Source organism: Sorangium sp. So ce448 (assembly GCF_051520915.1).
Classification (GTDB): Bacteria; Myxococcota_A; Polyangia; order Polyangiales; family Polyangiaceae; genus Sorangium; species Sorangium cellulosum_B.
In genome coordinates, this window is sequence record NZ_CP150343.1 from 7,756,555 (window position 1) to 7,769,194 (window position 12,640).

The 12,640-nt window shown below is 70.2% G+C and carries 9 protein-coding genes; 3 read left to right on the top strand and 6 right to left on the bottom strand.

Annotated features, from left to right (window positions below):
- Positions 1 to 69 precede the first annotated feature (69 nt).
- Together WMF45_RS29285 and WMF45_RS29290 are read right to left on the bottom strand one after the other, a co-directional pair.
- On the bottom strand, positions 70 to 1,683 hold the full coding sequence (locus WMF45_RS29285) for a DUF1552 domain-containing protein (protein ID WP_437708048.1): 1,614 nt from the start codon (positions 1,681 to 1,683) through the stop codon (positions 70 to 72).
- The gene (locus tag WMF45_RS29290) at positions 1,680 to 3,437 is read right to left on the bottom strand and encodes a DUF1592 domain-containing protein (protein ID WP_437708050.1); all 1,758 of its coding nucleotides are present in this window, start codon (positions 3,435 to 3,437) and stop codon (positions 1,680 to 1,682) included. Before WMF45_RS29290 ends, WMF45_RS29285 begins: the two co-directional genes overlap by 4 nt.
- A 236-nt stretch (positions 3,438 to 3,673) precedes the next feature.
- Here WMF45_RS29290 and WMF45_RS29295 point away from each other — a divergent pair, with 236 nt between their 5' ends.
- Entirely contained in the window at positions 3,674 to 4,339 is a 666-nt protein-coding gene (locus WMF45_RS29295) for a glucuronyl esterase domain-containing protein (protein WP_437708052.1), read from the top strand.
- Between the two features lie 152 nt (positions 4,340 to 4,491).
- On the opposite strand, the gene WMF45_RS29300 is transcribed toward WMF45_RS29295, so the two are convergent.
- Together WMF45_RS29300 and WMF45_RS29305 are read right to left on the bottom strand one after the other, a co-directional pair.
- Complete coding sequence (locus tag WMF45_RS29300) at positions 4,492 to 5,232, bottom strand: Uma2 family endonuclease (RefSeq protein WP_437708054.1); 741 nt, start codon at positions 5,230 to 5,232, stop codon at positions 4,492 to 4,494.
- 327 nt (positions 5,233 to 5,559) lie between these two features.
- Positions 5,560 to 7,905 (bottom strand): hypothetical protein, encoded by a 2,346-nt coding sequence (locus WMF45_RS29305; RefSeq protein WP_437708056.1) that lies wholly within the window; start codon positions 7,903 to 7,905, stop codon positions 5,560 to 5,562.
- Between the two features lie 451 nt (positions 7,906 to 8,356).
- Between WMF45_RS29305 and WMF45_RS29310 the strand changes: the two genes are divergently transcribed.
- Entirely contained in the window at positions 8,357 to 9,910 is a 1,554-nt protein-coding gene (locus WMF45_RS29310) for a serine/threonine protein kinase (protein ID WP_437708058.1), read from the top strand.
- A 389-nt stretch (positions 9,911 to 10,299) separates the two neighbouring features.
- Positions 10,300 to 11,541, top strand: coding sequence for an SGNH/GDSL hydrolase family protein (locus WMF45_RS29315; protein ID WP_437708060.1), 1,242 nt, complete (start codon positions 10,300 to 10,302; stop codon positions 11,539 to 11,541).
- Between the two features lie 66 nt (positions 11,542 to 11,607).
- Here the strand turns inward: WMF45_RS29315 and WMF45_RS29320 are convergent, their stop codons facing one another.
- Complete coding sequence (locus tag WMF45_RS29320; protein ID WP_437708062.1) at positions 11,608 to 12,063, bottom strand: GFA family protein; 456 nt, start codon at positions 12,061 to 12,063, stop codon at positions 11,608 to 11,610.
- A gap of 114 nt (positions 12,064 to 12,177) precedes the next feature.
- Positions 12,178 to 12,633 (bottom strand): GFA family protein, encoded by a 456-nt coding sequence (locus WMF45_RS29325; RefSeq protein ID WP_437708064.1) that lies wholly within the window; start codon positions 12,631 to 12,633, stop codon positions 12,178 to 12,180.
- Positions 12,634 to 12,640: the final 7 nt, after the last annotated feature.

Consider the following 12,640-nt stretch of genomic DNA (forward strand, 5'->3'; position numbering starts at 1 on the left):
AGGTCAGAGAGCGCCGACGGCGCTCTCGTGCACGCGCAGGCCCGGGCCTGCGGCGTGCGTTCGGTCGCCTCACGCCTTGATGGCGTCGAGCTCCCCCGGATTCTTGATGCCGGGCCCGTCGGTGACCTTGCCTGCGCCATCGGTGGTGAACGACGGCCCGCTGCCGCCGAAGCCAACCGCGACCGCATCCGAGACGCCGAAGCGATCGACAGGAACCCACTCGGGCATCCCGGCGCCGAGCGCGTTGATCAACGTCGTGTACAGCTTGTTCAGCGGGACGGTTCCGCCCGAAGAGCCGGTGTTGCCGCTGTTGTTCTCGCCCTCCGTGCCGCTCGAGCAGGTGGCTTCGCTGTTGCCTGCCTCGAGCTTCCCGCCCGCGACGTTCACCGAGACGCCCTGCTTGAGGTAACCGCCGGCGCTGCCGGCGATCACGATGGGCAGGTTGTTGTTGTTGTGCGCGTTGCCGTCGGCGAGCTCCGGCAGCCACATGACCGCGGAGTTGTCGAGCATGGTGCCGCCCCCCTCCTCGATGCTGTCGATGGTCTTCACCAGCTTGGCGAACCGACCCGCGTACCAGCGGTCGATCTCGTGGATCTGCTCGATGACGCCGCTCACGCACTGGCCGCCGACCGCGGCGCTCCCGTTCCGGTGCGAGAGCCCGTGGTGATCGTGGGTGTGCGCGATGCCGTCCCACTTGAACGTCACGAAGCCCGGCCACTGGAGCACGATGGATCGGTTGTTATCGCACATCATCGTGAGGGCGATGAGGCGGATCATCATCTCGCTGCCCAGGGTGTACACCTTCTCGTTGTTGGGGAAGCCGCCGCCGCGAGCCGGGTATCCCGCCTCGGTGAGGGCAGCGTCCGTGACGCCGAGCGCGGTGGCCGACTCCGCGGTGCAAGCGGAGGGGATGACGCGCTGCTCGGTCTCGCGGAGCAGGGAGAGCCAGTCGTCGATCTTCTTCCGATCGGCGCCGCTCATCTTGCGGGCCTTGTAGGCGTTCAGGTCACGGCTCACCAGATCGATGATGCTCTCGCCGCGAGCCACGCGATAATCCGCCTCGGTCCCGGAGCCGCTCACGAAGAGCCCGGTCAGGCTGCTGTACACCGTGCGCGCGTTGGTCACGGGCGCATACGGCGTCTTCGGCGCCGAGTACGACACGATGCCCTTGACGTTCGTGAAGGCATTGCCGACGGAGAGCACGAGCGGGACCTTGTTGGTGCCCGGATTGAAGCGCTGCGCGATCTCGTGATCGAGCGAGTGCGACAGCGCCCAGTGATCTCCGCCGGGATCGAGCGGCGCGCAGGTCAGCTTGCTGCCCATGCCCTGATCGTGGGGATCGAAATACTCCGTGCCGTCCACCTTGTTGTTGAAGCCGTTCAGCGGCATCGCGAGCCCGCGCGGGAAGAGCAGCTTCGCCGCGAAGGGCGCGAGCGGGGCGAGGGTCCGGGGCTTATCGTCCGCCTGCGTCGTCTCCAGCGACGCCGCGGTGACGCTCCCGGCCCCGTTCTCGATCCCCGTCGGGAACCAGCGGTTCGTCAGGCAACCGTTGTTGGTGTAGAAGATCACCAGGCGGCGCGGCGACGGCGCCTCCTGCGCTCGCGCGGAGCGGCCGAGCGAATTCAAGAAGGGGACGGCGAGCGCCGCGCCACCGATTCCACGCAGAAACAGTCTTCGGTTCACGGCTCCACCTCCGCCTGCAGGGCACGCACTCGGAACGATTGACTCTGTGTGAGGTCTGCGATGAGGTCGAGCACCGAGTAGCCGCCCTGCGTGAGCTTGGCGGTCAGCTCGTCCACGGTGCAGGAGTCCTCGTTGTTCAGCTCGCGCTGGTAGGCGAACGAGACCCACTTTCGCACGTAGCACGTGTGCGCCTCCGGGGAGCTCGCGATGGCCTCGGAGAGCGCCACCGGGCCGTCGACCTCCACGACGTCCTCGCCGACGCCGACGTCCACCCGTGTGTCGATGGGCGCGCCCGAGAACGATTCGGTCTGCTGGAAGGCGCCCACGGCGTCGTACGCCTCGAACGCGAAGCCCGCCGGGTTGATGTACGTGTGATGGCAGAACGCGCAGGCGTCTCCCGCCGTCTGCGCGTCGACCCGAGCACGGTTGGTCGTGAGGTTCGCGTCCGTCGGCAGCGGTGTGCCCTCCACCATCGGGGGCGGCGGCGGGATGTTCGCGCAGAGGACCTCCTTCTGCAGGAACGCGCCGCGCAGGATGGGCGACGTCCGGTCGTACCCCGAGTGCGACACAAGGAAGCCCAGGCGGGTGAAGAGGCCAGAGCGCTGCGTCGGGTCGAGCTCGACCGGCACGAGCTCCGCGCCGTTGAACTCCGCAGGATCCAGGTCATAGAGCGGCGCCAGGGCGGCGTTGACGAAGCCCACCGGCGTGGTGACCAGATCCTGGAACGTCCCGGCCTGATCGAAGACCACGTGCTCGATGAAGCGATCGGTCTCCTCCGACAGCAGCGGGATCATCGACGCTTTGAAGTCCGGGAAGGCGGCCGGATCACGCTGGATGTCCGACCAGCGCGTGCCGGGGCCCATGTGGAGGTAGAGCTCGTGGAAGGCCTTGACCATCCCGCGGCTCTTGGGATCCGCCAGCATTCGCTGCGCCTGCGCGAGGATCTGCTCCGGCGTCTGCAGCGCATCGGCGTCTGCCGCGGCGAACAGCGCGTCGTCCGGCATGGTTCCCCAGATCAGGTACGAGAGGCGCGACGCCACCTCGTGGCTGTTCAGCACGAAGTACTCGCCCTCGGGCTTCTCGCTGATCTCTGCGCGCATCAGGAAGGAGGGCGAGAGCAAGAACCCTTCGATGATCAGCTGGGCGCCGTCCTCGAACGAGCCGGTCGGCGTGAGCGCCTGGCGGCGAGCGTAGAGGGCCTGGAAGAGCCCTCTCTCCTCGTCGGTGAGCGGGCGCCGGAAGGCGCGCCGTCCCAGCGTATCGATGAGCTGGTTCGCGCACGCGGCGCCGTCGCCTGCCGGCGTGCACGGGATCGTCTTGGCGCGCGCCCTGGCGTCTGCCATCACCGCCGCCGCGACCGTCGCTGCGGCGGTCTTGTACCCGTCCCACGCGCGCTGATCGACGCTCCCGACCCCGTCCGGAGCGAGCATCGACGACGGCTGGGTGTCGATGCCGACCAGATCGCGAATCGTGTTGTCGTATTGCGCCCTCGTCAGACGCGGCAGCGCCGACGTTTGCGGGACGCCCGGCACGCACACCGTCGGCTCGACGCCGGGGCCGCCCCCCGCCGAGCCGTCCCCTCCGGCGCCGCTCCCGCTGCCAGACCCGTTGCCAGACCCGCTCCCGGGCCCGTCGCCAGAGCCGCTGTTCGCCTCCGGGTCATCGCCGCCGATCATCGCGGTGCAACCGCCCATGGCTGCGTAACTCGCCGTGAGCAGCGCAGGAACGATGAACCGTCTCGCCCACGTGTTCATAGGACTCACCTCATCTGAGTGGCTCTCACATCGAGCGTCGCCCAGACATCATGATGCCTTGTCGTGGGTCGCAGATCACGAGTTTTCTCGTATTTTCGTCTTGGCGCAAGTTTGCTTTCGCCCGGCAAATCCGCTGGTTTGCGAGGCGCCAGGGCGAGGCGCGTGAGTAGAATTTCGACTTCTCTTGTGATACAGAAATTATTGCGTGAGAGTGGCATGATGATGTGAGCGTTCACATGGACATCGACTTACAGCGGACAGCGCCACGCGACCCATTGCGCTCTTCGCGCGAACCGGACCACGCCTGCGCGGGAGCGGCCGGACACGCTCTCGGCGCTGCTCTGCTGAGCAATTGGAGCGGTCGCGAACCAAACCAACCTTCGCCCTCTTCAACAACAACGATCCCGCAGGAGTCGGGCGCCGGCGGCTCGGCGAGCTGGCGCGTCTCACAGGCGGGGAAGGACGCTGGAGAGAACGTGCAGACCCTCTCCCATGCGGCCGGTGAGCAGCCCTGGTTCCGTGAGAGCTTCGGCGCGAACTTCGGCAACAAGGTGACGACGCTCCCGTTCGATCATCACATGGTCATGGGCCTCGTCGCTCCGCGCGCGCTGCTCGTCGTCGACAATCGGATCGATTGGCTCGGCATCGACAGCACCTTCACGGCCGGGTCGATCGCCCACGCGATCTGGGAGTGCCTAGGCGTGCCCGACAGGATGGCTTACTCACAGCTCGGCGGCCATGAGCACTGCCAGTTTCCCGCGCAGCAGAGGGCGATCCTCGAGGCGTACGTGAAGAAGTTCCTCGTCGGGGGCGGCACCGACGACACCAACCTGCTCGAGAGCGACGGGGCGAAGGCCGACCTCGGCCGATGGATGACGTGGACGCCGCCGAACCTCCAGTGACCGCAGGGCTGACCCGTCGCGGAGGCCGAGCCTGACGGCCACCTCCGGCGCGGTGCGGACGGCGAGCTGGAACGTGGTCCGGCGCTTCTGGCGAAGTCCGCCGAGCTTCCGAGGGGTCCTGGACGCCTTCCGGCCGAGCGGGCGCCTGCGCCTCATCCCGGGGAGCGTCGCCGCGTCTTCCGCTTCCCTCGGGCTTGCGCCAGCTCTGCCCGCAGCGCCTGCACCTCGGCCTGCAGCTTGTCGTTCGCTTCGCGCGCCTTGCTCTCGGCCTCGCGCGCCTTGCTCTCGGCCTCGCGCGCCTTGCTCTCGGCCTCGTCCGGCGTCGGCAGCAGATCGTGGCCTTCGCGGTCGCGCGCCAGCCGGAGCATCGGGCCGAGCGACGGGTCTTGCACGACGGTCCACCAGAGGCCCAGCGTCTCGCAAGCGCGCAGATCGGGGTCGTCGGACGCCCGCTCCACGAGATCGCCCTCCAGGGCGTCCCAGATGCGGATCGGTCGCTCTCGATCCTCGGGATCGAAGCGCACGACCTCCGGGATGCCCGCGGCGCGGTAGCGCTCGAGCTTCTCGTCCCAGGCGGGCTCGCCCTCGTCCGAATCGCTCACGATCTCGACCCCGAGGTCAGGCGCCCCGTGCAGCCAGATCTTCCAGGTGCGGAAGGTCCGATGAGGCATACCCAGCCGGACGAAGGCGTTGGGGGCCAGGCGCTCCATCGATGTCGTCGGGTTCCAGTAGACGAACTGGTCGGAGCCGAGGGTCGCCGTGTGCGCGAGCTCGCGCTTGAGGATGAGGTACAGCGCGGTGCGAAGCTCCAGGTGGCGGTTCGTCTCGGGCACTTCTTCGGCCTCGGGGAAGTACACCGGCTCGGGCGGGCGGCTGTAGACATGGGCTCCCATCCGGCGGCGGGGTGCGGCGGCCGGACGAGCTGCAGCGGACAGACGGGCCGTGGATTCGACAGCTGACATGGCCTGCTTTGGAGGATACCACGACCGCCACCTCTGCGACATCGACAGGCCGAGGCAGCGGCTGCCAGGCGAGGGAACGCGCCGCGCGGCTCCGTCGAACCCCCGCGTGGACCGAGTGAGCGGTGGAGTAACTTCCTCGAGGAGGAGGGCGCGCCTGATGGTGAGATCATCGGCCCTTTGGGCCTCCCCGCGCGTCCACGCGACGCACAGAGCGGCCGGCAGCAAAGCGCGCTGCGCGACCGCGCCGCGCTCAACCCCTCAGCCGCCCGCGACTTCCAGCATCGCCCGCAGGAGCGGCGGCGTGCGCCGCGGATCGCAGGGGGCCTTCACCGCCCGGCCCGCGACGACCGCGCTCATATGGCACGTCCCCGGCCGCGGCAGGTGATCCATCCAGTAGAGATCGAACCGGTCGTCCGGCGCGAGCCGCCGCACCATCGGCTCGAGCGGCAGCATCAGCCCCTCGCGGAAGCGGGCCAGATAGACCACGTTCGACAGGCGAACAGGGGAGTTCAGCCCGATGCGCCGCCGCGTCCCGGACGCGTAAGGACCGGTGTGATCGATGAACTCCACCGTCTGGAGATCGCCGTAGAGATCCGGCTCCGTCTTCTCGACCGTCACCAGCGTCCACGCGCAGAGCGGCCGCTGCGCCCGCAGGAGCGCGCGCGTCATCTGCTCGAAGTCGGGCAGATCCGCGGCCGCCCGCGCCTCGGTGTAGTGGCCGTGCGCGAACTGGTTGCGCTCGGCCTGCATCAGGTTCGAGAGCGTCTCGAACGTCTGGTTGTGCGAGAGCTTGACGTCGAGCACCTCCCTCGCCATCGAGCCGATCGGATCGTCGCGATCGCCGAACGCCCGCGCGGCCGTGCGCGCGAGCTCGCGCCACGCGCCGAGCGCCAGGCCGTCGCGCGTGCGCGTGCGGCCGTGGAAGTCGAGGAGCGCGCCCCACCCCGGAGGCGCCCCGCCCGCGCCCGGACCGCCCGCGCCCGGACTGCTCGGGACGCCGCCGCGCGCCGAGGTCGGGGGCGCGCTGCCGCCGCTGAAGAAGGCCGAGACGAGCACCGTCGCGATGAAGCGCCACGTGCCCTCGAGCACGTCGAACAGCATCTTCACCCGCTCGATCGCGCTCGACGCCCCGATCGCCGCCCGCACCCGCCCCGCGATGGGATAAGGCAGGCCGCCGCTCAGCGCCGAGAGCACCCCGTGCGGATCGCCGCACTCGCGCGAGATCTCCGCCGCCCGCGCACCCGCGTCGGCGTCGTGCAGGAGCTCCCACGACAGGGTCCGCGCGTGCTCGACCCTCCCGTCGAGGATGGGCGGCCGGCCGTGCCAGTCGCACTGCACCGCGCTCGCCATCACCGCAGGATCCGCCTTGCGGGGCACACACGCGGCGACCACGCCGGGCGCGAGCGGCGCGATCAGCGCGCCGGCGCCCGCGTGGGTCGCCACGACCGCCGCGAGCTCCTGCGCGAGCGCCCCGATGACGTGCGGCCCGACGCCGCCGAGCGCGCTCTGCTCCTCGATGCCGAACAGGACCGTCGCCCGGCGCCCGCTCCGCGACGCCTCGACCACCTCGAACGGCGCGGCGAAACGCGCGCTGGCCGCGCTGTCGCGGAGCTCCGCCACGGGGGTGGACGCGCCGTCCACGCCCGCCGCGCCGCGCTCGCGCTCCGCCGCGAGCGACGCGCCCCGCTCCCGCTCCGCCGCGAGGGACGCAATGGCGTGCAAGCCGAGCTCGACCTCGCGGCCGGCGACGTCCGCCTCGCCGGCGATCGTGAAATAGCCGCACGCGAACGCTCCGAGCCCCGCGGCCTCCGCGGCCTCCAGGGCCTGCCGGGCCGCGGCGGCCGCCTCCGCGGCGCCGCCCCGCACGAGCACCACCGCGGTGCCGTCCGCGTCGCCGACCGGCCGATCCGGCCACAGCCGGTGCACGGCGACCAGCGCGGCCGCCGCGCGCGAGGGCGCGCCCGCCTCGATCGGCCGCAGCAGGACGAGCGCGCCCTGGCCCTTCCGCGCGAGGAGCGACGCGCACTCCTGCTCCAGCCCGGCGCGCGCGAGCAGGCCCGTCGCCGGGTCGACCGCCCCGGCAGGGACCGACAGCGCGGCGTAGCGGCGGTCGAAGAACGTCGCGCGCATGCCGCCGACGCAGACGAAGGTCCCGTGCACGAGCGGCGACTCCTCCCCGCGCGCGAGGTGCCGCGCGCCGACCTGCACGGGCACGCTGCACTCCTCGCGGCGGCGCAGCCACCAGCGCACGCCGTCGTGGCGCAGCGAGGCCGCGAGCCGCGACGCCACGTCGGGGTAGACGAGCTCGTTGCGCTCGTCGCCCACGCGCTCCACGCGGCCGAGCCGCAGCGCGCCGACCGGCTCGAGCCGGAGCTCGTGGAGGTAGCCGTCGCGCCCCTCGATCCGCAGCCGATCCGGCGCGGCCACCTCGCCGCGCCACAGCGAGAACCCGGGCGCCTGCGTGAGCCAGAGCGTGGCGCCGCCCGCCGCGACCGACCGCAGCTCGGCCCCGGGCGCGCCCTCGGGGCCGCCCGCCTCGACGGGCGCGGGCGGGACGCTCTCGCCCACCGGAAGGTCCCCCCCGCTGTCTTGTCCGCCCGTCACGCGTCCCTGTCCATGGTGATGCCCGCGAGCCGCGTCCCCCGAGCATCCGGGGGGCTCCTCGGGCGATTACCGCACCGCGCCACGGCAAATTCAACGCAAATGAGCTGGGGCGCATTCCTCGAGCGCCGTGCCCCCCCCGCCCTCTCGCCCGCGTCGTCCTCCCCCCGTCGCCGGCCGCTGGCGACACGCGACCGGCAGCTCCGACGCCCCGACGCGGTCTCGCCGTGTCAGGACCATCCGCGCGAGCCGCCCTGATCCGGAGGGCAGACGCGATCTCGACGACTCGCCTGCGGGTCGATTCGCGGCACCGGTATGTCGCCAGCGTTCTGTCGGCCTGGACTCGAGCGTGGATGTAAGAGCTGCTGTAGCGTGGCAAGGTCAGCGGACGCGACCCGATGAGGACGGACGGCTGTTGCGCCCTGACGCCCGCCTCCTCTACGCTAACGACGTCTTGATCGGACACCTCTACGACGGCAAGTACCGGGTTATCCGCTTGCTAGGGCAAGGGGGGATGGGCGCGGTCTACGAGGCCGAGCACGTCGAGGCCGGTGAGCGCGTCGCGCTGAAGTGCATGCATCCAGCGCTCCTGGCTCCGGGCAGGAAAGGCACGGCCCGCTTCCGCCGCGAGGCGAAGGCCCTGAACGCGATCGACACCGATCACATGGTCCGGGTGCTCGACACAGGAACGGATTCGGAGACCGAAGCGCCCTATATCGTCATGGAGCTCCTGGAAGGAGAAGACCTCCAGCAGCTGTTCGACAGGCTCGGCAGCCTCGAGCCCGACGCCGCCCTCCGGATCGCGGCGCATGTCTGCCTCGGCCTCCAGAAGGCCCACGAAGCGGGCGTCGTGCATCGGGACATCAAGCCGGCCAACCTCTTCCTCGCCCGGTGCAGGGAGGGCGGGCTCGTCGTCAAGATCCTCGATTTCGGGATCGCCAAGATCAGGCCGGCGCCGTGCCACGGCGGCCCGACCACGGGCCTCACCCACACCGGCGGGATCCTCGGCTCGCCGCTCTACATGTCGCCCGAGCAGGCCCGGGGACTCAGCGACGTCGACCATCGAACCGATCTCTGGTCGCTCGGCATGGTGCTCTATCGCGCGCTCGCCGGGAAGCATCCGTACGAGCACATCGCCGGCTTCGGTGACTTGATCATCGCGATCTGCTCGCAGCCGCCTTGCTCCATCCAGACGCTCGCGCCCTGGATCCCGCCGGAGGCGGCGGCCGTTGTGCACGGCGCGCTCAGCCTCGACGCCGGCGAGCGATTCTCCAGCGCGGCGGCGATGCTCGACGCCATCCGCGCGCTCCTGCCCGACGGCTTCGCCCTCCGCGGCGAGCTCCTGGTCCCCGCCAGCGCGACGACCCGCGCCATGACGGCGGTGACGCTGCCGATGGTCGACGTCGCGAGGGGCGCTCGCCAGCCGCTCGCGACCACGGTCGAGCAGGGAGAGCGCCGCGACGAGGGGGAGACGGTCGTCGCGAACGCGCCCTGCTTTGACGCCGGCACGACCACGTCCCTCGAGCCGTGGCAGCTGATCGTCAAACATCCGGACTACGTCATGGCGAGCTGGCGCCACATCTTCTGCACCATCTGGCGCCACGAGACGACCGAAGAAGGCGTGCGTTGCCTGTGGGAGTCGTGCACGGAGTTCGCAAAGCAGCATCCGCGCGGCATTGGGCTGCTCACCATCGTCCAGAGCCGGGCGTCGTTGCCCCCGGGACATATGCGCAGGGCGCTCTCGGCCTTCCTCGCGGACGCGAGCGAGTACGCGAGGTGCTCGGCGGTCGTCGTCGAAGGAGGAGGCTTCCGAGCTGCAGCGGTGCGCAGCGTCGTGACAGGGCTCGCCCTCGCTGCCCGCCAGCGATACCCACACAAGGTGTGCGACCTGAGGGAGGCCGAGCTGATGTTCGCCGAGATCTTGCCCGCCGCGACAGGCATCGACGTGAGCGACCGCGTGTTCAGCGTGTCGCTCATGCAGCTCCGCGAAACCCTGGACCGCCAGTGAACCGGCGACGCCGGACCGACCGCCAGCGCTGACCCCAAGAGAGGCCGGTCTCGCAGAAAATTACGCGATCCACAGAAGAGCAGCGCGCAGCTCGGGCTTGACGCCTCTGGAACGCTTGCATTTCCTTCCCCCCGTGCAGGCATCCTGCTCCCGGCCGCGCCCATGAGACAGCTCCGCCTCGGCTTGTGCAGATCCGGGCGACGTGAGGGTGCAGCCCCCGGGGGCAGGGGAGTTTTCCGCGCTCCGCGCGAGCAACTCGGAGAGAATCGATGGCAAAGACACAGAGACCTCACGGAATCACCTCAGGACGCCGTGGCGCCCTGCGCTCCTCGCTCGAGCCGCCGAAGCGAAGGCTCGGTCACTCACCGCGAGCTTCCCTCCTCGCCGCGGTGATCGCGCTGATGACGGGTGTGCTGGCGCGCCCCGCGCTGGCCGCGGACAAGGCGCCCGAGGGGCGATGGGTCGCTGGATGGCACAGCAGCCCGACGCCCGGCGGCACGTTCAACTCCCAGGATTGTCCGTCGGACGTCGGCCTCGCCGACCAGACGGTCCGGAACATCGTCCGCGTGAGCGCCGGCGGGAGCTCGGTGCGCGTGCGCATCTCCAACGCGGGCGGCAGCGAGCCGCTCAAGGTGGGCTCGGCGTCGGTCGCGCTCTCGGCCGGTGGAGCCGCCACGGTCGCGGGGAGCTCACTGCCGCTCCGCTTCGGAGGCCAGACATCGATCCTCATCGCCGCGGGCGGCGAGGCGGTGAGCGACCCCGTGGCGCTGAAGGTCCAGCCGCTGCAGGCGCTGGCGGTGAACGTCCACCTTCCGGGCAAGACCGGGCCGATCACGCAACACTACTTTGCGGCACAGGACAACTTCCTCGCCTCGGGCAACCAGACAGGGAACGGCGCCGACAAGCAGTTCACACGGAAAATCTCGTGCTGGATGGCCGTGTCGGGCGTCGACGTCAAGGCCTCGCCGGACGTCGTCGGCACCCTGATCACGCTCGGTGATTCGATCACGGATGGCTATCTGTCGACAAAGAACGACAACCATCGCTACCCCGATTACCTCGCGCAGCGCCTCGCCAGCCGGAAGGGGCCGACCCTCGCCGTGGCGAACGCCGGGATCATCGGGAACGAGCTGCTCACCGTCCGTCCGCAGCTCCAGTTCGGGTATCCGGTCCCTGCCCGCCTCGCGCGCGACGTGCTGACCCAGCCCGGCGCCCGCGCGATCATCTTGCTCGCAGGCATCAACGACATCGGCGACCGCTCCGCCAAGGCCGCGGATCTGATCCCGGCGATCCAGCAGATCATCCAGTCTGCCCGCGCCGCCGGGCTCAAGATCTACGGCGGCACCCTGGTGCCGTTCGCCGGCTCGAACGGCACCTACAAGGGCGATTACGGGACAGCCAAGGGCGAGCAGGAGCGGCAGAAGCTGAACACCTGGATCCGCACGAGCGGCGCCTTCGACGGGGTGATCGACTTCGACAAGGCCCTGCGCGACCCGGCCGATCCGAGCCGCCTGCTCCCGGCCTACGACGCGGACAAGCTGCACCCGAACGACGCCGGCTACCAGGCGATGGCGAACGCCGTGGACCTGGACGCGATCATCGGCGCCGTCGTCAAGGGCGCCTCTCCGTAAACATCGAGCTCCCGGCGCCGCCGGCCCGGGGCGCTCGGCAAGCGCCCGTCAGCGGCGCGCTCCGACTCAAGCCCCCTTTGCGGCGGAGAACGGGTTCACGTACGTCGTGGCGCCGATCTGTTCCCAGGTGTCGTGGAGCCCGTCGAGGTACACCACCGGGACGCCCGTGAGGTCTGCGTCGTCGAAGCAGTTCAGGTTCACGGAGCAGAACTCCCCGCCGAGCTCCGGGATGTTTCCGTGCCCGAAGACGCGGATACCGCAGGTCTTGCAGAACCGGGCATGGCCGGACTCGTGCCGCGAGTAGTCGCCGAGGACCTCCTCGCCGGCGAGCAGGCGGAAGGCGCTCGGCTTCACGATGGTGCCCCACCACCTCGTCTTCGTGCAGATCGTGCAGTTGCACTGCGTCGTCCCGGCGCTCGGGTCGAAGTCGGCCTCGAAGCGGACGGCGCGGCAAACGCAGCTGCCCTTGTAGGTCCGGATGCCGGCGGTGGTCGTTGCGTGGTCGGAAGCGGCGTTGCTCATGGGCGGTGGCTCCAGGGATGGGGGGCGCGGCGCCTTCGGGCGCCTCGCCCCCGGGATGAGAGGAAGCTAGACTGGATTGCGGACAGATTCGGTCCGCTAAGGAGAGAGACGGTATCAAGCTCCTTTTGCTGCGCGGAACGGGTCCACGTACGTCGTGGAGCCGATCGGCGCCCACGTGTTGTGGAGCCCGTCGACGTACAGCACCGGAACGCCGGTGAGGTCCGCGTCGTCGAGGCAGTTCAGGTTCACGGAGCAGTAATCGCCGCCGAGCATCGGGAGGTGCCCGTGCGCGAACACGCGGACGCCGCAGGTCTTGCAGAACCGGGCATGGCCAGCCTCCGATCGCGAGTGGTCGCCGAGGACCTCCTCGCCGGCGAGCAGGCGGACGGCGCTCGGCTTCACGATGATGCCCCACCACCTCGTCTTCGCGCAGATCGTGCAGTTGCACTGCCCCGTCCCGGCGCTCGGGTCGATGTCGGCCTCGAAGCGGACGGCGCGGCAAGCGCAGCTGCCCTTGTAGGTCCGGGAGCCGGGGGTCGTCGTTGTGTGCTCGGAAGCGGCGTTGCTCATGGGCGGT